Source organism: Methylobacterium sp. P5_C11 (assembly GCF_054049775.1).
In genome coordinates this window covers 1-20,396 of sequence record NZ_JBFULS010000013.1, presented here as the reverse complement: position 1 = coordinate 20,396, position 20,396 = coordinate 1, and the positions used below count along the sequence as shown (strand labels likewise).

21 protein-coding genes and 2 pseudogenes are annotated in these 20,396 nt (G+C 70.1%); 13 read left to right on the top strand and 10 right to left on the bottom strand.

The features are described from left to right. Positions 1-96 precede the first annotated feature (96 nt). Together ACXJKQ_RS09530 and ACXJKQ_RS09525 are read right to left on the bottom strand one after the other, a co-directional pair. A complete protein-coding gene (locus ACXJKQ_RS09530; RefSeq protein ID WP_457105516.1) occupies positions 97-294 on the bottom strand; it encodes a hypothetical protein in 198 nt (65 codons plus the stop codon). A gap of 140 nt (positions 295-434) precedes the next feature. After that, positions 435-995: a cupin domain-containing protein gene (locus ACXJKQ_RS09525; protein WP_457105515.1), complete on the bottom strand. Its 561-nt coding sequence runs from the start codon at positions 993-995 to the stop codon at positions 435-437. 167 nt (positions 996-1,162) lie between these two features. On the opposite strand from ACXJKQ_RS09525, the gene ACXJKQ_RS09520 reads away from it, so the two are divergent. Beyond that, complete coding sequence (locus tag ACXJKQ_RS09520) at positions 1,163-2,497, top strand: aminotransferase class III-fold pyridoxal phosphate-dependent enzyme (RefSeq protein WP_457105514.1); 1,335 nt, start codon at positions 1,163-1,165, stop codon at positions 2,495-2,497. 241 nt (positions 2,498-2,738) lie between these two features. After that, positions 2,739-3,800: an SDR family oxidoreductase gene (locus ACXJKQ_RS09515; RefSeq protein WP_457105513.1), complete on the top strand. Its 1,062-nt coding sequence runs from the start codon at positions 2,739-2,741 to the stop codon at positions 3,798-3,800. Between the two features lie 113 nt (positions 3,801-3,913). Here the strand turns inward: ACXJKQ_RS09515 and ACXJKQ_RS09510 are convergent, their stop codons facing one another. Both ACXJKQ_RS09510 and ACXJKQ_RS09505 read right to left on the bottom strand, forming a co-directional pair. Next, complete coding sequence (locus tag ACXJKQ_RS09510; RefSeq protein ID WP_457105512.1) at positions 3,914-5,206, bottom strand: ArgE/DapE family deacylase; 1,293 nt, start codon at positions 5,204-5,206, stop codon at positions 3,914-3,916. 99 nt (positions 5,207-5,305) lie between these two features. Then, a complete protein-coding gene (locus ACXJKQ_RS09505) occupies positions 5,306-6,190 on the bottom strand; it encodes a LysR family transcriptional regulator (protein ID WP_457105511.1) in 885 nt (294 codons plus the stop codon). 121 nt (positions 6,191-6,311) lie between these two features. On the opposite strand from ACXJKQ_RS09505, the gene ACXJKQ_RS09500 reads away from it, so the two are divergent. The 4 genes and pseudogenes from ACXJKQ_RS09500 to ACXJKQ_RS09485 all read left to right on the top strand — a co-directional run. Further along, positions 6,312-7,298 (top strand): NAD(P)H-dependent flavin oxidoreductase, encoded by a 987-nt coding sequence (locus tag ACXJKQ_RS09500; RefSeq protein WP_457105510.1) that lies wholly within the window; start codon positions 6,312-6,314, stop codon positions 7,296-7,298. 129 nt (positions 7,299-7,427) lie between these two features. After that, on the top strand, positions 7,428-7,997 hold the full coding sequence (locus tag ACXJKQ_RS09495) for a L,D-transpeptidase (RefSeq protein ID WP_457105509.1): 570 nt from the start codon (positions 7,428-7,430) through the stop codon (positions 7,995-7,997). A 178-nt stretch (positions 7,998-8,175) separates the two neighbouring features. Beyond that, the gene (locus tag ACXJKQ_RS09490; RefSeq protein WP_457105508.1) at positions 8,176-8,466 is read left to right on the top strand and encodes a transposase; all 291 of its coding nucleotides are present in this window, start codon (positions 8,176-8,178) and stop codon (positions 8,464-8,466) included. Positions 8,467-9,002: 536 nt separating this feature from the next. Further along, a pseudogene (locus tag ACXJKQ_RS09485) lies at positions 9,003-9,128 on the top strand (IS256 family transposase); the annotation flags it as partial. Positions 9,129-9,235: 107 nt separating this feature from the next. Here ACXJKQ_RS09485 and ACXJKQ_RS09480 read toward each other — a convergent pair. Next, positions 9,236-9,781, bottom strand: coding sequence for a helix-turn-helix domain-containing protein (locus tag ACXJKQ_RS09480; protein ID WP_457105507.1), 546 nt, complete (start codon positions 9,779-9,781; stop codon positions 9,236-9,238). 108 nt (positions 9,782-9,889) lie between these two features. Between ACXJKQ_RS09480 and ACXJKQ_RS09475 the strand changes: the two genes are divergently transcribed. From ACXJKQ_RS09475 to ACXJKQ_RS09445, 7 genes and pseudogenes are all read left to right on the top strand, one after another. Next, a complete protein-coding gene (locus ACXJKQ_RS09475; protein WP_457105506.1) occupies positions 9,890-10,678 on the top strand; it encodes an SDR family NAD(P)-dependent oxidoreductase in 789 nt (262 codons plus the stop codon). A 37-nt stretch (positions 10,679-10,715) separates the two neighbouring features. Beyond that, positions 10,716-11,732 carry an NADP-dependent oxidoreductase gene (locus ACXJKQ_RS09470; protein ID WP_457105505.1) on the top strand — a complete coding sequence of 339 codons (1,017 nt, stop codon included), beginning with the start codon at positions 10,716-10,718 and terminating at the stop codon, positions 11,730-11,732. A gap of 472 nt (positions 11,733-12,204) precedes the next feature. Then, positions 12,205-12,516, top strand: a complete 312-nt coding sequence (locus ACXJKQ_RS09465; RefSeq protein WP_457105504.1) for a hypothetical protein — start codon at positions 12,205-12,207, stop codon at positions 12,514-12,516. Between the two features lie 29 nt (positions 12,517-12,545). Next, positions 12,546-12,956, top strand: a complete 411-nt coding sequence (locus ACXJKQ_RS09460; protein WP_457105503.1) for a hypothetical protein — start codon at positions 12,546-12,548, stop codon at positions 12,954-12,956. Between the two features lie 151 nt (positions 12,957-13,107). Next, positions 13,108-13,334 (top strand): annotated as a pseudogene (locus ACXJKQ_RS09455) (IS256 family transposase); the annotation flags it as partial. 601 nt (positions 13,335-13,935) lie between these two features. Then, positions 13,936-15,366: a diguanylate cyclase domain-containing protein gene (locus ACXJKQ_RS09450; protein WP_457105502.1), complete on the top strand. Its 1,431-nt coding sequence runs from the start codon at positions 13,936-13,938 to the stop codon at positions 15,364-15,366. Positions 15,367-15,939: 573 nt separating this feature from the next. Next, the gene (locus tag ACXJKQ_RS09445) at positions 15,940-16,212 is read left to right on the top strand and encodes a hypothetical protein (protein ID WP_457105501.1); all 273 of its coding nucleotides are present in this window, start codon (positions 15,940-15,942) and stop codon (positions 16,210-16,212) included. Positions 16,213-16,531: 319 nt separating this feature from the next. On the opposite strand, the gene ACXJKQ_RS09440 is transcribed toward ACXJKQ_RS09445, so the two are convergent. From ACXJKQ_RS09440 to ACXJKQ_RS09420, 5 genes are all read right to left on the bottom strand, one after another. Next, complete coding sequence (locus ACXJKQ_RS09440; protein WP_457105500.1) at positions 16,532-16,765, bottom strand: LysM peptidoglycan-binding domain-containing protein; 234 nt, start codon at positions 16,763-16,765, stop codon at positions 16,532-16,534. A 1,574-nt stretch (positions 16,766-18,339) separates the two neighbouring features. Continuing rightward, positions 18,340-18,849, bottom strand: coding sequence for a YidB family protein (locus ACXJKQ_RS09435; RefSeq protein WP_457105499.1), 510 nt, complete (start codon positions 18,847-18,849; stop codon positions 18,340-18,342). Between the two features lie 176 nt (positions 18,850-19,025). After that, a complete protein-coding gene (locus ACXJKQ_RS09430; RefSeq protein WP_457105498.1) occupies positions 19,026-19,409 on the bottom strand; it encodes a CsbD family protein in 384 nt (127 codons plus the stop codon). A gap of 73 nt (positions 19,410-19,482) precedes the next feature. After that, complete coding sequence (locus ACXJKQ_RS09425; protein ID WP_457105497.1) at positions 19,483-19,686, bottom strand: CsbD family protein; 204 nt, start codon at positions 19,684-19,686, stop codon at positions 19,483-19,485. A gap of 84 nt (positions 19,687-19,770) precedes the next feature. Then, a partial coding sequence (locus ACXJKQ_RS09420) for a PhnA-like protein (protein WP_457105496.1) occupies positions 19,771-20,396 on the bottom strand: 626 nt, incomplete at its 5' end.

Sequence of the window (20,396 nt, the reverse complement as noted above, 5' to 3'; positions counted from 1 at the left end):
CGCAAGACATCGACCCCGTGGTTTAAGCACAGTGCGAGGCCGGACCCGCGGAGCGCGGCCGGGATTTCCGGCCGACCCTTAAAACGGGTGTCCCGGTCAGACCCGCAGGTCGACGCTCAGCCCCTGTCCGGGGGGCGCCGGGGGGCTGGCGCTCGCCGCGCTCTGGGCGCTGTCCGCGACGAGCCCGGCAACGGCCTTGTCGGCCCCGAGCTGCTGCTTGGCGACGGCAATGCCGATCTGCTGGTTCTGGGACGAGCCCAGCATCTGAACGGCGGTGGCGGCCAGGGTTTCCATGGCCCCTGTCTAATCCTCCGGCCTGAATCCGGCGTTACTCAGGTCCGGGGCTTTAGAGCGAATCGGGATTTCTCGGCCCGGACGACGGCACGAGCAGGCCGACACAGCCCGGCCCCATCCGGTCCTCGGCGCGCGCGCCGTCAGAAGCTCGGCGGCGTGCAGGCGCTCACCACCTCGCAGGGGCTCGGCCCGACGCAGCGGAACCGGTGCGGGCGGCGGCTGTCGAAGCTGTAGGCGTCGCCGGGGCCGAGGATCCGGCGCTCGGCATCCACCGTGACTTCCAACCTGCCGGACAACACGATGCCGCCCTCCTCGCCCTCGTGGGAGAGCGGCACCCGGCCGGTATCGGCGCCGGGCTCGTAGCGCTCCTTGAGGATCTGGAGCTTGCGGCCGAACAGGCTGTCGCCGACCTGACGGTACGAGATCGCCCCCTTGGCGGCCCGCCGGCCGATCTCGGTGAGGTCCTCGGCGGCGAAGAACGCCTTGCGCTCCGGTTCCGGCTCCAGGGCGAAGAACTCGGCCATGCCGATCGGCACCCCGTCGAGGATCCGCTTCAGGGCGCCCACCGACGGGTTCACCCGGTTCGCCTCGATCAGCGAGATCGCCGAGTTGGTCACGCCGGCGCGCTTGGCGAGCGTCCGCTGCGAGAGGCCGTGGCGGGCGCGCACGAAGCGCAGGCGCGCGCCGACATCGATGCTCATCCGGCGGGGCTCCGTTTCAGGTGTTGCGGATCCCGCAACGGTGTCACCTGCGGCCCCATTCCTGCAAGGGGTTGGCGGCGACCAGAAAAGGACTTGTTGCCCGATCGGTGAAGGTGTCCCCTGGCCCGGTCGCCCGATCCGCGCCGTCCGCTCCGGAGAGCCGCCCCATGACCGACCATCCGCTCCGCAACACGCCCGCGATGGACGCCTTCTGGATGCCGTTCACGGCCAACCGCCAGTTCAAGGCGGCGCCGCGCCTCCTCGTGTCGGCGGAGGGCATGCATTACACCGCCGATGACGGCCGCACGGTCCTCGACGGCACCGCCGGCCTCTGGTGCGTCAATGCCGGGCACGGGCGCCGGGGAATCGCCGCCGCGGTGGAGCGCCAGCTCGCGACCCTCGACTTCGCCCCGACCTTCCAGATGGGCCATCCCATCGCCTTCGAATTCGCCGAACGCCTCGCCGAGATCGCCCCGGGCGGGCCGGATCAGCGCCTCGACCGGGTGTTCTTCACCAATTCCGGCTCGGAATCGGTCGATACCGCCCTCAAGATCGCGCTGGCCTACCAGCGGGCGATCGGGCAGGGGACCCGCACCCGGCTGATCGGTCGCGAGCGCGGCTATCACGGCGTCGGCTTCGGCGGCCTCTCGGTCGGCGGCATCGTGTCGAACCGGCGGGTCTTCCCGCAGCTCAACGGCACCGACCACCTGCGCCACACCCACGACCCGGCCCGCAACGCCTTCGTGAAGGGCCAGCCCGAGCACGGGATGGAGCTCGCCGAGGATCTGGAGCGGCTTGTGGCGCTCCACGGGGCCGAGACCATCGCGGCCTGCATCGTCGAGCCGGTTGCGGGTTCGACCGGCGTGCTGGTCCCGCCGAAGGGCTACCTCGAGCGCCTGCGCGAGATCTGCACCAAGCACGGCATCCTGCTGATCTTCGACGAGGTCATTTCCGGTTTCGGCCGCCTGGGTGCGCCGTTCGCCACCGATTATTTCGGCGTCGTCCCCGACCTCGTGACCAGCGCCAAGGGCCTGACCAACGGCACGGTGCCGATGGGCGCGGTCTTCGCGAGCCGCGCGGTCCATGACGGGCTGATGCACGGCCCGGACGGGATCGAGCTGTTCCACGGCTACACCTATTCCGGGCACCCGGTCGCCTGCGCGGCCGGCATCGCCACGCTGGACATCTACCGGGACGAGGGGCTGCTGACCCGCGTCACCGACATCGCCGACGACTGGGCGGCCGCGATGCACGACCTGCGCGGGCGCAAGAACGTCACCGACATCCGCACCATCGGGCTGATCGCCGGCATCGAGCTGGCACCGCGGCCGGACGCGCCGGGCAAGCGCGCCTACGACGTGTTCGTGGACTGCTTCGAACGCGGCCTGCTCACCCGGGTGACCGGCGACATAGTCGCCCTGTCGCCGCCGCTGATCATCGAGCGCGGCCAGATCGGCGAGATCGTGGACGTCCTCGGCGCGGCGATCGACCGGGTCGCCTGAGGGCTATCGCGGCTGCCCCGCCGTCTTTGCGAGCGCAGCGAAGCAATCCAGAGTCGCGCCACGGCTCGAAACCGCGCGCCGCGCCGGGTCGCTTCGCTGCGCTCGCGATGACGGTGAAGGCGCGGCAATCGCGCAACCCTTGCGCGCCGCACAGGCGTCCCCGCTGCCCGGCGGGGTTGTCGCGACACCCCCTGTGCCCATCTGCCCCGGACCCGGGTTTTGACCGGGCACGAGGGTTTTTATGTCGAACACCGCCCTGATCGTCGGCGCCAGCGGGATCGTGGGCAGCGCCACCGCGGCGCTGCTTCATCGGGAGGGCTGGAAGGTCGCCGGCCTCGCGCGCCACCCGGTGGCCCAGGCGGGCGTCGAGCCGGTGGCCGGCGACCTGCAGGATCCGGCCTCGCTGGAGCGGGCGCTGGCCGACCTCGCGCCGAGCCACGTGTTCCTGGCGACCTGGCAGCGGCGGCCGACCGAGGCGGAAATGATCCGCGTCAACCGGGCGATGGTGGAGAACCTGCTGGATGCCCTGCGCCCGAAGAAGAGCGTCCGCCACGTCGCCCTGGTGACCGGGCTGAAGCACTATCTCGGCCCGTTCGAGGCCTACGGCAAAGGCACACTGCCGCAGACGCCGTTCCGCGAGGACCAGGGCCGCCTCGACATCGAGAACTTCTACTACGCCCAGGAGGATGCCGTGTTCGCGGCCGCCGCCCGCGACGGCTTCACCTGGAGCGTCCACCGCCCGCACACGATCATCGGCAAGGCGGTGGGCAACGCCATGAACATGGGCACGACCCTCGCCTGCTACGCCACCCTGTGCCGGGAGACGGGACGCCCGTTCGTCTTCCCGGGCTCGGCCGCGCAGTGGAACGGCCTCACCGACATGACCGACGCGCGGCTGCTCGCCCGCCACCTGCTCTGGGCTTCGACCGAGCCGAAGGCCGCCGACGCGGCATTCAACGTCGTCGACGGCGACGTCTTCCGCTGGAGCCGGATGTGGGGCCGGATCGCCGCCTGGTTCGGGATCGAGGCAGTGCCCTTCGACGGCACGCACCGGCCCCTGGAGCCCCGGATGGCGCAGGACGGGCCGGTCTGGGCGGAGATCGCGGCACGCCACGGCCTCGCGGAGCCGAACCTCGAAAAGCTTGCCTCCCCCTGGCACACGGATGCCGATCTCGGCCGGCCGATCGAGGTCGTCACCGACATGAGCAAGAGCCGGCGCCTCGGCTTCACGGCCTACCAGCCCACCGACGACGCGTTCTACGACCTGTTCGCCCAGCTCCGCGCGGACCGGCTGATCCCCTGACGGCGAACACCGCCGTCATCGCGAGCGCAGCGAAGCGACCCAGTGCGGCGCGACATTCGTATGTGTGGCGCCACCCTGGATTGCTTCGCTCCGCTCGCAAAGACGGCAACTGATCAGGCCGCCTTCCGCTCCGTGCCGCACCACTCGGCCACGAACAGGGCCATCGCGGTGGTGCAGCGCTTCACCGAGGCGAGACTGACGCGCTCGTCGAAGGCGTGGATGTTCTGGGAGATCGGGCCGTAGCAGAGGGCCGGCACCCGGTCGTAGAGGGCGTGGACCCGCGTATCGAGATAGCCCGCCGTCATGAAGCTCTGGAGCGGCGACCCGATCGCCCGCTCGTGGGCGCGGCCGAGCATGGCCTCGGCCTCCGAGCCCGCCTCCAGCACGTAGCCCTCGGCGAAGAAACCGTTGAACACCACCCGCGGCGGGTTGTTGGCCAGGAACGGGTCGGTGCGGGAGAAGGACGCCACGGCGGCCTCGATCTCGTCGGCGGCCTGCGCGGCGGTCACGCCCGGATAGAGCGCGATGCGGCAATGGATCCGGCACCAGGCCGGGACCGAGGAGGCCCAGTCGCCGCCCTCGATCTTGCCGATATTGAGGTTGATCGGGTGGTCCTCGGTCTCGAAATGCGGGTGCGACGCCTTCTCGGCGTTCCAGCGGGCCTCGACGTCGCGCAGCGCGCCGATCACCCGGTAGGTGGCGTCGATGGCGTTGGCGCCCGCGCCCATCTCGCGCACGTGGACCGGTACGCCCCGGACCTCCACGGTGAACCACAGCACGCCGGTATTGGCGCGCACGAGCTTCTCGTCCTCGGGCTCGGGGATCAGCACGGCGTCGGCCCGGTAGCCGCGCAGGTGGGTCATCAGGGCGCCGTTGCCGGTGGATTCCTCCTCGACCACCGACTGCACGGATACGGAGGCCGCCGGCTGCAGGCCGAGGCGCGCCAGGGCGTCGAGGGCGAACAGGTTGGCGGCGTGGCCGGCCTTCATGTCGCCGGCGCCGCGGCCGTACAGCCAGTCCCCCTCGATGACCGGGTCGAAGGGCCGATGGGTCCAGAGGTCGAGGGGGCCGGTCGGCACCACGTCGACATGGGCCTGCAGGATCAGCGAACGGCCCGTCTCGGCGTTCGGACGGTGATGGCCAACGACGATCGGCGCGTCCGAATGGTGCGCGTCGTCGATCCTTGAGCCACCCGGATGGGCCGCGATGGCGGCCCGGTCCATGGCGAAGCGCTCGGTGGCGTAGCCCCGGGCGCGGAACTGCGCGAACACGTAATCCTGGCAGGCATGTTCCGCGCCCCGCAGGGAGGCGAACCGGACCAGCGCCTGCGTGTGGGCGACCTGATCGGCGAAACCCTCCGCCACGGAGGCTTCGATCTCGGCAGCGAGTCTGGGGTCGAGGGCCATGGGAACTCCGAACCGGTTGCGGCCGGAGGAAGCGCCCGGGCTCCGGGCGCTGTCAACCGGCGGTTGCTCGCCGCAGGGTCCGTGCCGGCGCGGGTGCCGTCACTGCGGGAAGGCCGTCCGGATCTGCTCGGCGAACCGCGCGAAGGCCGCGCTCGGCTGGCCGTCGCCGCGACGGACCAGGAGGGTCTCGGCGCGTCCGTCCCCGTCGGGCAGCGGATGGACCGACACGCGCCCCGCCCGGCACGCGGGCTCGGCCACACCGCGCGGGATCAGGGTCACGCCCATCCCGGCCGCGACGCAGCCGAGGATGCCGTCGAGGGTCCCGAACTCCATGCGGCGCACGTGGACCAGGCCCTGTCGCGCCAGGAAGTCCTCCAGGCGCCTCCGATACGAGCAGCCGGCCCGGAACACGAGCACCTTCGCCTCCCGCGCGCGCCCCAGCCGCTCGAGCAGCGCCGTCAGGTCGCCGACCTCGGGATGGGCGACCAGCACCAGATCCTCGGTGAGCACCGGGATCCCGATGAGGTCGGCCTGGGTCACGGGGCCGGCGACGAAGGCGCCCTCGAGGCGCCGGTCGAGGACCCGCGCGATCAGCAGCTCTGTCGGACCTGTCTCGAGTTCGATGTCCACCTCCGGGTGGCACGCGGCGAAGTCGGCGAGCGGGCCGGGCAGGCGCAGGGCCGCGGTCGTCTCCATGGCGCCGATCCGCAGGGGTCCGCGGGGCTCACCCTCGGCCAGCAGGGCGTGCTGCGCCTCCGCGAGCAGCCGGCCGACCTGGAGGGCGTAGGGCAGGAGCCGCTCCCCGGCCCGGGTCAGCGTCACCCCGCGGCTGCCGCGGTGGAACAGCGGCACGCGCAACGCCTGCTCCAGCGCACGGATCCGCCCGGTGACGTTGGACTGCACGGTGTTGAGCCGAACCGCCGCCCGGCCGATGCCGCCGGTCTCGGCCACCGTCGCGAAGACCATCAGGTCGGTGCTGTTCATGCCATCTGCTTTTCCGATGCCTTCCTTCTGAAGGAATCACTTTTTCCGCATCACATCGACCGTTAAGCCCGGACAGGCGGTCCGCGCAACCGCGCGGCCGGATACTCCGGGGAGGGGAAAGATGGCCTTGAGAACCAGACTCACCGAGGCCTTCGGACTGCACCATCCGATCGTGTTGGCCCCGATGGATCCGGCCTCGGGGGGCGCCCTCGCGGCGGCGGTGAGCGCCGCCGGTGGCCTCGGCTTGATCGGTGGCGGCTACGGCGACCATGCGACCCTCGCGCGCGAATTCGACCGCGCGGGCAACCAGCGGGTCGGCTGCGGCTTCATCACCTGGTCCATGGCTCGGGATCCGTCGCTTCTCGAGGCGGCGCTCGCCCGGTCGCCCGCCGCCCTGATGCTCTCCTTCGCGGATCCCGCCCCCTTCGCCCCGCAAGTCCACGCCGCGGGCGTGCCGCTGATCTGCCAGGTTCACACCCTGGCCCAGGCCCGGCGCGCCCTGGAGGTCGGCGCGACCGTGGTGGTGGCGCAGGGCACGGAAGCCGGCGGCCACGGTCTCGCGGCCCGCGGCACGCTGCCGTTCGTGCCGGCGGTCGCCGACCTGATCGCTCGGGAACGCCCCGAGACGCTGCTCCTCGCGGCGGGCGGCATCGCGGATGGCCGCGGCCTCGCCGCCGCTCTGGCCCTCGGGGCCGACGGCGTCCTCATGGGGACGCGGTTCTGGGCGACCCGGGAGGCGCTGATCCACCCGGCCGCGAAGGAGCGGGTTCTCGCGGCCACCGGCGACGACACGGTGCGCACGCAGGTCTACGACATCGCCCGCCAGCGGCCCTGGCCGGCGCCCTATACCGGCCGCCTCCTGCGCAACGCCTTCATCGAGACCTGGCACGGCCGCGAGGCGGAACTGCGCGCGGCCGCCGCGGCGCGGCGGCAGGACGTGGAGGAGGCCGATGCGGCGGGCGACTACGACGTCGCCAACGTTACGGTCGGCGAGGCCGTCGGACTGATCGAGGATCTGCCGGGCGCTGGCGACGTGGTGAGGCGGATCGCCGAGGCGGCGGAGGCCGCGATCCTCCGGACTTGCGGCCGGATTGCTGCGGCCCCGTGATGGGCTTCAGCAAAGCGTGACTACGCAGGGTTGAGAGCGGGCGGAACCTCGGTGTCGCCAACGGTTTAGCGTGACGGTACAGCGCTGCGGTTGGTCCAGCCGGAGTCTTGGTACCAGTCGGAGTCTTGGATGCGTATCGGTCTGATCTCGATCCTGTCCGGCGTCCTCCTGTGGGCCGCCGGTCCGGGTGCGGCCAGCGCGGACGTCCTCGTCAACGTCGACAAGAGCAGCCAGCGCATGGAGGTCTCGGTCGACGGACAGCCCCGCTATTCCTGGCCCGTCTCCACCGGGGTCGCGAGCCATGACACCCCGTCCGGATCCTACCGCCCGTTCCGGATGGAGCGCACGCATTTCTCGAAGGAATGGGATGACGCGCCCATGCCCTTCGCGATGTTCTTCACCAATCAGGGTCACGCCATCCACGGCACCAACCACGTCCGCAACCTCGGGCGTGCGGCTTCCCACGGCTGCGTCCGCCTGTCGGTGCGCAATGCCGCGACGTTGTTCAACCTCGTCAAGAGCCAGGGCATGGGCCGCACCCGGGTGACGATCGACGGCATGGACGCCCCGGTAGCGGAGCGGGGTCAGCGCGGGGTGCGCGTCGCCCGGCACCGCAGGCCCTACGAGGTCGACGATCTGCTGGCGGACAGCGACCAGATGGGCCGCCAAGTCGGGTTCCCGATCGACGACGCATGGTAGTGCGCACGGGTAATACTTTGGCAGTTCAGTGGAACGACGGGGTTCACGGCGGCTTCGCACGACGGGGTGTTCCGGTGCGGACGGTCGCGATGGCAACAAACGATAGCGGGCGTGTGGAATTGTCTCTCTGGCTTGAGCCGTTCCTGACGGCTCTGTCCCACCCGGCCCGTCGCGCCACATGCCTGTCTGTGTGGCCGGCCTGATCGGGTCGGGCGAGCGCAAGAGCATCCAGCCCATGGCGGCGCGCGCCGAAGGCGGTTCCTATGGCCTGCAGCATCACGCCATCGCCGCTGGGATCTGTCAGTCGGCCCCTCCGGAACGGGTGATCGTCTCGCTGGCCGATCGGCTGGCGGGCGGTCCGGACGCGATCCTCGTGGTCGGCGTCACGGCCCTGCCCGAGAGGGATGACGCTTGGCCAGCGTGGCGCTGCACTACACCGCCACGCTGGCCAAGTCCGCCAACTGCCTGAGATCGGGATTGGGATTGCGCCGTTTGTGATACGGTTGGCGAATTGGGGGGCTCGTTTCGCGAGGGCGGGCGTTTCCGGATCGAGGCTTAGAACGCGCGGTGATCCGGGAGGTCGACGATGTTGCTCCGGCCGACGCTCGGTGCCGGCGTACCGCGTGAGACCGCCCGCTGCCGCCTCGTAGCCGGCGACGCCACGGCTCTGCTGTTCGACACCTTGATCACCCTCTGCCGCGAGCGCGGCCTCCAGCGCACCGACCACGTCCCCAGGGCAGTCCGCCACCTCAACGCGCCTCGGCTGCGCCATCGGGACCTTACGAGATCCTGCGTGTCGCACTCAACGCCCTGGCAATTGCCGCACCGGACTTGCTGCGCGCCTGCGCAGAAGCGAATGGGGGGATGACGGGCCTCGGCTGATCGCAGCCATCGACGCCGGGGCCGCACCGGGCTGACTGCTCGACGTCCCCGCCGTGGTTGTCCTTCCCGAGGCTGGATGCAGAGCTTCCGCCGCGCCGAACCTACCGCCGGAGGATCTGATGGAGGCGGCCGGAGACCGACGGCATCTTCCCCAACGAGGCCGCCATCACCCGCCTCGTCGACGCGACCCTGCTGGAGCAGAACGAGGAACGGGGCGTCCAGCGCTCGCGCTCGATGATTCCGGACAGCACGCCCCGATCGGCGGCGGCGTCCTCAGCATCTGCCCGGAGCGACGGCGCCGGGCGCAATGCGTGTGGCTGTCGCGTAGGCTGACGCCGTTCATCCGCATGGCGGCCTCAGGCGTCGTGATCCAGCCATTCGCGAGTCTCGGCCAGGATCTCGTTCGAGAGCGCGGGGTCGTCGACCGCGCGCGCGAGGATCAGCGCTCCCAGCATAGCGGCGTAGGTGCCGATGGCCTCGCGGCGGCGGTCGCGGACGACGGTGTTCGAGAGCGCCGCCTCCATGCGATCGATCTGCGAACGTATGCCGGCCGTCATTGCGGAGCGCGTGGGCGCCGGCCGGAGCCGCACGTCCGCCGCCAGGGCGGCCATCGGGCAACCGCCGGCGGCGTCGTCCCGGTGGGCCGGCGACAGGTAAGCCTTCAGGAATTCGGGAAGGCCGCCCCCCGATCCGGACTTCTCGGCCGCCGCGTGCGCGATGGCGTGCGCCATCAGGTCCTCCTTCGAGGTGAAGTGACCGTAGAAGCCGCCGTGCGTAAGGCCGGCGGCCTTCATCACCTCGGCCACCCCGACCGCCTCGAACCCCTTCTCGCGGAACAGGCGGCTCGCCTCCGCGAGGATGCGCCTCCGGTTCTCCCGCATCTGCTCCTGGGTGACCCGCATCCCGAAAATTCCCCACCATAGCCGTTGACACTATTATGATCGCGATCATATTAAAGTTCAATCATGACAATGATCATGAATACCGACCCGCTTTGATTGGACCCCGTCATGTCGACCAAGCCCACCGTTCTCGTCACCGGCGCCTCCTCCGGGATCGGCGCGACCTATGCCGACCGGTTCGCGCGGCGCGGACACGACCTCGTGCTGGTCGCCCGCGATAAGACCCGGATGGACGACCTCGCCGAGCGGCTTCGCCGGGAGACCGGCGTGGCCGTCGACGTCGTGCCGGCCGACCTCACCGACGCGGCCCAGACGCGCGCCGTCGAGGCGCGCCTCAGCGATGACGGGCGCGTCGGAATCCTGATCAACAACGCGGGCGCGAACGTCGGCGGAGCTTTCGCCGCGCAGTCGCAGGACGACATCGAGCGCCTCATCACCCTCAACGCCACGTCGGTGATGCGCCTCGCCCGGGCTGTGGCCCCCCGCTTCGCCGAGGCCGGCGAAGGCGCCATCGTCAACATCGGGTCCGTCGTCGGGCTCGTCCCGGAATTCGGCTCGACGGTCTACGGCGCCACCAAGGCCTTCGTACAGTTCCTGTCGCAGGGCCTGGCACACGAGCTCGGCCCGAAGGGCGTCTACGTCCAGGCCGTGCTGCCGGCGGCCACTCGCACCGAGATCTGGAGCCGGTCGGGCGCCGACGAAGCCACCCTCCCGCCGATGATGGAGGTCGGCGCCCTCGTCGACGCCGCCCTGGCCGGCTTCGACCGCCGCGAGTCGGTGACGATCCCGCACCTCCACGACGCCGGCCGGTGGGACGCCTTCCAGGCGGCGCGCCAAGCGATGATCCCGGGCTTCGGCACGGTCGAGCCGGCCCCGCGCTACGCGTCCGCCTCGTGACGCGGCGCCATCCTCGGCACACGGAGTTCCGGCGATCATGAAGGCGTTCATCCTCGACCGCTACAAGAAGATGCAGCCGCTGCGGCTCGGCGAGATGCCTGAGCCGGCGGTGGGGGACGGGGACGTCCTCGTCGCCGTCGCGGCCGCCGGGCTGAACCCCCTTGACGCCAAGATCCGCGACGGCGCGTTCAGGCCGCTGCTCAAGTACCGTCCCCCCTTCGTGCTGGGCCACGACCTGGCCGGGACCGTCGTCAGGGTTGGGCGGAACGTCAGGCGATTCAAGGTCGGCGACGAGGTCTACGCCCGGCCGCGGGACGGGCGGATCGGCGCCCTGGCCGAGCGCATCGCCGTCGATGAGGCGGATCTCGCCCTCAAGCCCAAGACCCTGTCGATGGCTGAGGCGGCGTCCATCCCTCTCGTCGGCCTGACGGCGTGGCAGGCCTTCGTCGAGGTGACCCAGGTGAAGCGGGGCGACAAGGTGTTGATCCACGCCGGCTCGGGTGGCGTCGGCACCTTCGCGATCCAACTTGCCAAGCACCTCGGCGCGACGGTGGCAACCACGACGAGCGCGGGCAATGCCGACCTCGTCAGCAGCCTCGGCGCCGACCTCGTCGTCGATTATCGCCGCCAGGACTTCGAGAAGGTCCTGTCCGGTTACGACGTCGTCCTCGCCAGCCTGGACGGGGCGACGCTGCGGAAGTCCCTGGACGTCCTCAAGCCCGGCGGGACGCTGATCTCGATCTCCGGGCCGCCGGACCCGGCCTTCGCGAGAGCGGCAGGCTTGAACGCGGTCCTCGCGCTGGTCATGCGACTGCTGAGCCTCGGCATCCGCCGCAGGGCCAAGGCACAGGGCGTCGATTACGCCTTCCTCTACATGCGCGCGAACGGCGCCCAGTTGGCGGAGATCACCGCGCTGGTCGAGGCGGGGATTATCCGCCCGGTCCTCGACTGCGTGGTCCCGTTCGCGGCGACCGACCAAGCCCTGACCGATCTTGAGGCCGGCCGGTCCAGGGGCAAGGTCGTGGTCGAGATGCCTTCGGCGCGAGCGGCGTGACGCGCACGCCGTCCCTGCGGTGCGCGGACCCCGTGGCGCGATGGAGCGGCGCCCCGGGGCCGCGTCGTCGCGGCCGCGGGAACGACGTTCGCCTGTCGGCTCCTCGGTCCGTCCGCGGGCCTGCCGAGGACGTGGCCAGAAGGCTGCCGAACGCGAAGTTCGCCCTCCACGGGGACGCCGGCCACGGCAGCATGTCCCGGAACCATGAGGACTTCACGCGGAAAGCCGTCGCCTTCCTCGACGCCTGAACCCATCGCAGCCCATCATGGCGGATCACGTGAGAGCCCCACGTCTCAAAGCCGGCAGGCTCCTGCTCGGTAGCGCCGCTCTGATCATCGGCGTCACCGTAGCCGCGTACGCGTCCGCGATGACGGTCTCGATCCCGTCGGTCTCGCCATTCCCCGAAGGCCTGGCCGCGACCTCAGACGGAACCCTCTAAGCGAGCAGTCTCGCGAACGGCGGGATCGTTTGCGTGAGGGCCGGTTCGGACGTCGCCGAGCCCTGGATCAAGCCGGGGGCGTTCGCCACGCGCTCGACGTTCGGCGTTCTAGCCGACGAGCGGGCGGGGCTCCTCTGGGTCTGCTCCAACGACGCGACGCCCCTCGGGGTCGCGGGACCCAACGCCATCGAGGGCGCCTTCGTGAAAGGCTTCGACCTCGTGACCGGGGAAGGCAAGGTCAGCGTCCCGCTTCCCGGAAAGCCGTCGCTCTGCAACGACCTGACGGTCGGACCCGACGGTGCCCTCTACGTCACGAATACGCGTAGCCCCAGATCCTACGTTTGAAACCAGGGGCATCCGCGCTCGAAGTCTGGGTGCAGAACGACCGCTTGAAGGGTGGGCTCGACGGCCTTGCCCTCGGCCGGGACGGCTCGCTGTACGTCAATACGTTCCTCGGCAGCGAACTCTTCCGCATCGAGGCCAAGGGGGAGGTGGCGGGATCCATCACGAAGCTCCAGACATCCCGACCGCTCAAGTTCCCGGATGGCTTCAAGGCGGACGGAGCCAGGTTTCTCATGGTTGAAGGTGCAGGCCCCCTCTCCAAGGTGACCGTCGCCGGTGGCCTCGCCGAGGTCGAGACGGTCAAGGAGTTCGCAGGGCCGACCGGAGTGGCGTGGGTAGGCGACTCGGTCTGGTTGGCGGAGGGCCAGCTCGACTCCCTCATGAATCCCGAGCGAAAGGGGCAGACCCCGACCTTCCAGTTGCGTGCGCTCCGCACCCCCTAACGCACGCGTCGCGTTCGAGTTCGTAGGGCCGTTCTCGGTCGTCGGGCCTGAAAACCGCCGGGAGGGGCTCGGCATGGATGTCGGCCTCTCGGAAGCCGAACGGTTCTGGACCGCCTGCCTGCGAGATTTCGCCCGGTGCGGCCTGCGTAGCGTCAAGCTCCGTTCGACGAGCCCGCCGGAGGGCCTCAACGGCGAGATTGGGCGCCGCACCGAGTTCGTTGGCATCGTCCTGAGCGAGGCTGCCGTCACCCGCCTCGTCGGCGCGCACTGGCGCGGACTGACGGATGGGCCGTCCAGCGCGCCCGCGGCATCAAAGCGGAGGGCATCGCCCCGATCGGCGATACGCCTCTCGTCAGCCTGCCGACCCTGACAGACTGATCGATCCGACCCCGGCCGGCCGCCGCGGTTACCCCGCCGCAACTGCAACACGCCAGGAGACACGACCTCCGAATGTTGGAGCGTGCCGTGGGCCTGCACGGCCTCAGGCACCTCGAAGCCGAGCACGGACAGCCTGTCGGCCGTCGCCGTGCGGACGATCGCTTCATCTTCGGCGAGGACGGCGACAGGGCGAGATACCGGCATGGACCGAGATAAGGCGGCCGTTGCGGCGCGCTTCAGCTTTGCCGTCGATTCTCATGAGCCGATCGCAGTGAAGGTTCCGGCGTTCGACGCCCCTCCCGGCATTCGACGCCCCGTTGCCTCGCGATCCGAAGAGCCGACAAGCCGGTCATTCTGTTCCTCCCTGGCCGGACATCCCGAGGCGTTCACGCGAGTAGTAAGACAGATCGACAACTTACACTGATCTGAGGTGCCGTATGCTGGTAGGGACGGCTTAATCCCGACGCGGTAAATTGCTTCGACGGATTTTTGCTACCAAGTCGCGATGCCAACAACCTTACTAAAGTTCCCTGCTCGCGCACCGCAACTTTTGATTGCCACAGGCGTCGCCATCATCGCGGTGCTCTGCGGATCTGCAGCCGTGACCGTCACAGGTCTGCGCGACACGGCGTGGGAGCAGGCCTCCGTCGGTGCCGAGTCGTTGCTTGAGAGCCTTACGCGGACGCTGGCGCGCGACTTCGAGCTGTATGACCTATCGCTGCAGGCGGTCGCAGAACGCCTGCGAAATCCGATACTTGAGAGCGTGTCTCCTGAGGTGAGGCACCTTGCCCTCTTTGATCGTGCGGCGACCGCCTCGGGCTACGGCGCGATTTTTGTCCTCGATGCTCAAGGGGATGCCTTCCTCGATTCCGGATCACTGATCCCGCGCCGGCTCAACGGCGGCGACCGCGCCTACTTCCAGATGCAGCGTGACCACGACGCCGGCCTCTACGTCGGGCGGCCGTGGCGCACACGCGTCAGCGGCCGCGAGATGATCCCGCTCAGCCGCCGCTTTTCCTACGCCGACGGTGCGTTTGCCGGGATCGTCGTCGGAGCGATCGAACTCGCCTACTTCGAGGCAGTGTTCGCGCGGCTCAATCGCAACCTCAATCTCAAGATCACCGTGCTGTTCGAGGACGGCGCTGCGACGGCCGACGGCCAAGCGGCCGCCCAGTACCCATCGGCTGACCCAATCGACAACCAGACCATCGCGGCTCTCGGGCGCGCGGAAAACGTGACCCTGATTGCGCCTGCGGCCGGTGGAGACGTCCTGCATATCGCGCGGCGCGTTGGGACACTGCCGATGCGGGTCGTCGTGTCGGTCCCCATCGCGACGATCAACGCGGTCTGGCATGGCCGAGCGACTGCGATCGTGCTGATCGTGGGTACCCTCGCCATAGGACTGCTCTGCCTTCTGCGCCTGCTCGGAGGAGAGTTGCGGCGGCGGGCTGCCGTGGAAGCAGAATTGGCTGCCCTCGCGCTCACGGACGCACTGACGGGCATCCCGAATCGCCGCCACTTCGAGCAGATGCTTGCGGAAGCGGAGCGGAGAAGCCGGGGGGGGCAGTTCGCTCTCGCGCTGATCGACGTGGATCGCTTCAAGGCCTTCAACGATCGCTACGGACATCCCGCCGGCGATCACGTCTTGAAGGCCGTCGGTGCAGGGCTTGCGACCTGTGCAGCGGACGCAGGGGGAAGTGCTTACCGGATCGGTGGAGAAGAATTCGCGGTCCTTCTCGATGACGTCGATGAGGCTCGCGCTTTGGAGGTCGCGCACACGTGCCGGCGCGCGATCGAGGCCATGGCGCTCCCCCATACTCAGAGCCCGATGGGCATCGTGACCGTGAGCATCGGGCTCATGCATACCGGCCGCTATCCCTTGGCGACCCGGGCCGAATGGCTGGATCGCGCGGACGCGGCTCTTTACGAAGCCAAGCGCGCAGGGCGCAATCAGGTCCGCGCCACGGGCGACGTGGACCCCAGTTGCGGCCCTTCGAAACTGGTCGTGCAGGAAGCGGCCATCCCGATGTGAGGGAAGGACATCGGAATTGCCCTCCCGCTCTACGATGGGCAGCCGGGTCAGAGCCCGCAGCGTGTCGGGTTAGCCACCAGGACTGTCTGGTCGGTTTGGCTTTGAGACCGTCCGCTTCACGGCGGGGGTTGAGAAACCGGCCGTCCGGAATGGCGCCCTGGGATCTGAGTGTCTCAGTGATCACGCAACGCGGACGGCACAACGGTGATGTCGTCCGTTGCGATCTGGATCGGGCCATAGACAAACCAAGACAGTCCGTAGCTGTGTCAGTGCTCGGAAACCGCCGCCATGTGCGGGTCGCACTCCGTTCTGGACACAGGACCTGACGTCGCTTGAGCGCGCCCCTCGACGACGATGACAACCCTCGTTCAGGTCACGCGCCCGGCCACCGTTCAAGTAGTGTTCATTTTCCGCAGCGAGGACCTGCGAGAGGACCGATGCGCAGATCTGTAGTTCGCGCCCCGATTCAAGTGGTTAAATTCACGGAAATTTGCACGCCGGCGTCTTTATGACGAACACTGAGCACCTAAATCACCCTCGCGGCTACGACGATGCCGTGGAGGGAAGATTATCATGATGAAGCGTGTCGCTGTGGCCGCCGTCGCGGCGAGTGCCCTGCTGGCCGCCGGTCAGGCGGCCGAGGCGAAGGGCTGCATCAAGGGCGCCATCGTCGGCGGCATCGCCGGTCACTATGCCGGGCATGGCGTCCTCGGCGCCGTCGGTGGCTGCGCCGCGGGCCGCGCCCTGGCCAATCGCCAGGCCGAGCGCCAGCGGGTTGCCCCGCCCGTGAATACCGGCGGCGCGGTCCGGCCCTCTCAAGGCGCCGGCGGATACGTGAGCTACTGAACCGGAGGTGGCGCCGCGCGGGTGCGCGGCGCTGCCCTGTCTCGGCCCACTCTGAAACATGCTGGTGGTCAAGGCAGCGCGACGAGACGTGCCCCTCGCGGGCGCCCGGACCGCCGCCGAAGGCGACATGCAGACTGCCGCCGCCGCCTGCTTGGCCGTGCATATTGTTTGTCGCCCGGCTCCTTCCCATCCCACAGTCCAATGCGTCCACGTCTGGGCTTGCCCGGCGGCGGCTCAGCCGCGCTGAACCGAGGATGACACGCACGAACCCCGCCCAAGGGGTGGACCCGTTCTTCGCGGCGGAGGCGGAACCGCCCGGTCAGTCGCGCTTGCCGGCCTGATCGGCGTCGACGACGTCCTTGTCCGGCAGGGCGAGGACCTGCCCGGGATAGATGAGGTCCGGATCGCGGACTTGGTCCTGGTTCGCGTCGTAGATCAGCGTGTAGCGTTCGCCTTCGCCGTAGGTCCGTCGGCTGATCGTCCAAAGATTGTCGCCGCGTACGATGCGGGCTGTCTCGATCCTGGGGACATAGACGTTGGCGGAGCCCGCCATAGCCCCGGACGGAACCTCAGCCGCGAGGCTGTCGGTGCCGCTTGGTTGCACCGGGTCCGCCGGACGCCCGGGCGTCGTGTCGGCCTCCTCGGGGGCCGTCCCTCCGCCCTGTCCGGCACGGCGGCCGGGCGGCCTTCGCCCGGCTGCGCCGCCGCGTATTCGCCCCCCTCGTCGTGGCCGGCGCCGGGTGCCGTGAACGGCACCTCGGCCCGGTCTCGGACCTTGCCCGTCGTGGGATCGACCCGATCGAGCCGAACCTTGTAGCGGCCCGGCTTCACGCCCTGGCCGATGGTGAACGTCACGGTGCCGTCGCGGCCCACCGTCGCCGGGGCGACCGGCGTATCGTTCACGTAGAGCCGCAGGCTGGCTCCCGGGACTGTCCGTCCGGTGACGAAAAGCCTCCCTCGGACCTGTGTATCGATGCTGACGATCTTCGGGGTCGCCGTCGTCGCGTGGGCGACGGAGCTTTCGGCCTGGCGAGCCTTTCGCGCTGCGTTTTGATCGGTCGACGGAGTAGTCTCCCCGACCCGTGGGCGCGCGCTGGGCTCGATACCCGTCATCGGGATGCCTGCTTCGCCGCCACGCACGTTCCCGCCGAGGTTCGACGCATCCCGACCCGGAGCGGGGAGGTCCCGTCGTGCCGCGGCACCACCCGCATCGCTGAGCGCCTGTCGCCCCGGTACCGTGGCGGGAGCCGGGTCGCCCGGGACAGGATCGTCCGGCCGGGACAGGACCAGGGTCGGCGCGTCGGGCGCCGACAGGGCGATGAGGGGTTTGGCATCCCGGGACGGCGCGACCACGACCGCGATGCGGGCCGACGCGCCTTGCGTCTGGCGCGTCGCACGCAGCCCGATCTCGCTGCTCCCGGTCGGGAGCGGCGGCGGCGTGTGGGTGAAGTGCCCTCCAGCGTCGGCCTGCGCGTGCGCCACGGGCTTGCCATCGACGAGCAACTCGACGGACGCGTTCGGCGCGGCCCGTCCCGCAATCACGGCGTCGCCGTTCGGTTCGACGCGCACGACGTCGAACGTCGGCGCGACCGATGCCGGCGGGCGCGAAGGCGGGAGGTTGGCCGGTGGGCCGGGCTCTTGGCGCGCCCGCGCCGACCCCGTCGGCAGCGCATCCGCTAGCCTCGGCGTGCGTGCGGTCTCGGCGCTGGATGGCATCCGGGCTGCCAGCGGCTTGGCAGCGCCGTCCGGCGCGTGAGAACCGGTGCCGATGAGCGCGTCACGGCTTTCGTACACGATCCCGGCCAGCCCCATCAGGAGCAACAGGCCCCCGACCCCGAGGGCCAGACCCCGCCCGCCGCCCGCAGACGGCGTGCCCGGCGATGGAGCCGCGACAGGGACTGGCACTTCGGTCCGTTGCACCCGAAGCGTCCGCGGGCGCCGGCCGAGCAGAGCCGTCATCACACCCAGGCCGGCAAGCGCAGCGATGAGCGCTGTGATGATGAGGCGGCGCAGGGCGGTGGTCATGGCGTGCCGGTTCCCCCGCGTCATGCAGGCTGCCGGCTGATGCCGGCTCTGGCCGGACGCCCGGCCGCCGCGGGGGGCGACCCGGACGCTCGGGTCTCGATGTCAGGCGAAGCGGCGGCCGTCGGTCGCGTAGCGGTCGATGGCCGACGGCAAATCGCGCGACAGGCGCGAGAGGATCACCGACCGGCTCAGGCCGGTCTGCTGGGTGAGGTGCTCCAGGGTCAGCGGGCCTATGGCGCGCTCCAGGTCGGCCTCGGCGATATCGCGGTTGGCGCCCTGGTTGATCCAGGACTTCGCCGTCTCGCCGTGGCCACCCTTGGTGAAGTGCTCGACGAGTTCGGCCAGCCCGCTGGCCAGCAGGCCGCCGACTCCGGCCGAGCCGACGCCGCCGAGCACGCGCTCCAGGTCAAACGGAGCCGCAGAACCGGTCGCCGGGGCGGTCCGCGCCACCGGCGGCACCACCGACACTTGAACTGCCGATCCATGAACAGGTGACCCATGGGCGTCCCGGGCGGGCGTGCCGAGCCACTCAGCGATCTTGTCCCTGTTCTGGTAGCCCGCCACCGCGAGCAGGCCCAGCAGAGCGGTCATCGAGGGGTATCCGTTGCTCATGTCGCGTCCTTTCCGTGATGGGTCGGCGGAAGCCGCCGGATTCGGCGGTCAGTAGCCCCGGCGTGGCGGCGTGGCCGCCCGGCCGGTGACGCGGCGCGTGATGAAGGCGATCACCCTCGGCAGAAGGAAGGCGGTCAGAAGCTTGCGGATCATCGGAATCTCCAGGTTGGGGGGTGTCAGCGCGAGGCGCGTGCGAGCCAGCCCAGCGCGAAGGCAACGCCGACGACGGCGAGCAGCGTCGTGGTACGGTTGGTGTCGGCGTAGCGGATCGCGCGGCGGCCGTGGGTCTGGACACGTCGGCGGGCCTCTTCGACGTAGTGCCGACCGTCGTCGATGAGATCGTCGGCCCGCTCCCACGCCTCGTGGGCGAGGTGGCGGCCGTCCTCGGCGAGGTCCTCCGCCCGGTCGCGGGCACGGCCGTAGGCGTTCTGGGCGCCGCCGGCCATCTGGTTCACGGCGCCGCGCACTTGGCGGGCCGGGTCGCCGGTCACGCCGCCGACGGCGGTCTGCGCGCGACCCTTGAGGTGACGGGCTGCGCCACGGATCTGGTCGTGGTTCATGATTCACTCCATTGCTGGTTGGACGCAGCTCCTTCGGGCAGCGCCGGACGTCCCGGCGCCGCTGGCGGTGCGGTCAGTGCTTGCCGGTGATCTTGTCGGCGAGGGTCTTGGCGCCGTCCTTGACGTCGCCGACCGTCTTCTGCGCTTCGCCCTTCAGCTCCTGCGCCTTGCCCTCGGCCACGAGCGTGTCGTTGCCGGTGGCCTTGCCGGCCGCCTGTTTGACGTTGCCGACGGCCTCGTTGGCCAGACCCTTGAGCTTGTCGGTGGTGCTGTTCATCGTGTGCACTCCTGCTGTGTGAGGAAGGCCGTATGCTCCGGCCGGTTGCGGCCCCCGCCGCGCGGCGGGGGCCGGAGAAGGAATTCAGACGCGCCGCGCGTCGTAGGAGGCGAGGAGCGTCGCCGGCTTCGGGGCGCCAAGGCGACCGCCGAAGAAGGCCGCCAGCGCACCGAGGATCAGCGCGAGGGCCGCGTAGAAGGCGCCCTGGGTGGCGGCGGACTTCGCCGTCACGGCCGCGGCCTCGGCCTTCTGCTTGGCGGTGGCGACAGCCTGCTCGTACTGCGTCTGGTAGTCGTCGATCTGCGCCTTGGCCTGATCCGGCGAAATGCCCTGGGCCTTGGCCAGCGCGTCGGCGGCGCGGCTCTTGGCCTGCTCCTTCTGGGCCGGATCACCGGTCAGCACGGCGCGCACCGCCGCCACCGCCGCATCCTTGGCGGCCTGCGGGTCCTGGCCGGCGGCCTGCTGGCGGACCGTCTGCTCGATGCCGTCCAGCGGGTTGGTGATCTTCGACAGCGACGGCGCCGCGGCCTGGGCGGCCGTCTGAATGGTGCCGCCGACGAGATTGCCCGCGCCGCCGAGCGCGCCGGAGACCGTGCCGAGCGTTCCTCCGACGAGGCCCGTGGCGGCCGAGGTCAGAAGGTACAGGACAACGAGCGTCGTCACCGCCCAGGACACCAGGCCGTGCAGGGCGGCCGCGCCCGGCAGGGGCT

Bases quoted from the DNA above. Each gene is read 5' to 3' on its own strand.
- ACXJKQ_RS09530 (WP_457105516.1), bottom strand. From the start codon at position 294: ATGGAAACCCTGGCCGCCACCGCCGTTCAGATGCTGGGCTCGTCCCAG.
- ACXJKQ_RS09470 (WP_457105505.1), top strand. From the start codon at position 10,716: ATGAAGGCGTTCATCCTCGACCGCTACAAGAAGATGCAGCCGCTGCGG.
- ACXJKQ_RS09475 (WP_457105506.1), top strand. From the start codon at position 9,890: ATGTCGACCAAGCCCACCGTTCTCGTCACCGGCGCCTCCTCCGGGATC.
- ACXJKQ_RS09495 (WP_457105509.1), top strand. From the start codon at position 7,428: ATGCGTATCGGTCTGATCTCGATCCTGTCCGGCGTCCTCCTGTGGGCC.
- ACXJKQ_RS09520 (WP_457105514.1), top strand. From the start codon at position 1,163: ATGACCGACCATCCGCTCCGCAACACGCCCGCGATGGACGCCTTCTGG.
- ACXJKQ_RS09510 (WP_457105512.1), bottom strand. From the start codon at position 5,206: ATGGCCCTCGACCCCAGACTCGCTGCCGAGATCGAAGCCTCCGTGGCG.
- ACXJKQ_RS09525 (WP_457105515.1), bottom strand. From the start codon at position 995: ATGAGCATCGATGTCGGCGCGCGCCTGCGCTTCGTGCGCGCCCGCCAC.
- ACXJKQ_RS09430 (WP_457105498.1), bottom strand. From the start codon at position 19,409: ATGAACCACGACCAGATCCGTGGCGCAGCCCGTCACCTCAAGGGTCGC.
- ACXJKQ_RS09500 (WP_457105510.1), top strand. From the start codon at position 6,312: ATGGCCTTGAGAACCAGACTCACCGAGGCCTTCGGACTGCACCATCCG.
- ACXJKQ_RS09515 (WP_457105513.1), top strand. From the start codon at position 2,739: ATGTCGAACACCGCCCTGATCGTCGGCGCCAGCGGGATCGTGGGCAGC.
- ACXJKQ_RS09505 (WP_457105511.1), bottom strand. From the start codon at position 6,190: ATGAACAGCACCGACCTGATGGTCTTCGCGACGGTGGCCGAGACCGGC.
- ACXJKQ_RS09445 (WP_457105501.1), top strand. From the start codon at position 15,940: ATGATGAAGCGTGTCGCTGTGGCCGCCGTCGCGGCGAGTGCCCTGCTG.
- ACXJKQ_RS09490 (WP_457105508.1), top strand. From the start codon at position 8,176: ATGCCTGTCTGTGTGGCCGGCCTGATCGGGTCGGGCGAGCGCAAGAGC.
- ACXJKQ_RS09440 (WP_457105500.1), bottom strand. From the start codon at position 16,765: ATGGCGGGCTCCGCCAACGTCTATGTCCCCAGGATCGAGACAGCCCGC.
- ACXJKQ_RS09435 (WP_457105499.1), bottom strand. From the start codon at position 18,849: ATGAGCAACGGATACCCCTCGATGACCGCTCTGCTGGGCCTGCTCGCG.
- ACXJKQ_RS09480 (WP_457105507.1), bottom strand. From the start codon at position 9,781: ATGCGGGTCACCCAGGAGCAGATGCGGGAGAACCGGAGGCGCATCCTC.
- ACXJKQ_RS09425 (WP_457105497.1), bottom strand. From the start codon at position 19,686: ATGAACAGCACCACCGACAAGCTCAAGGGTCTGGCCAACGAGGCCGTC.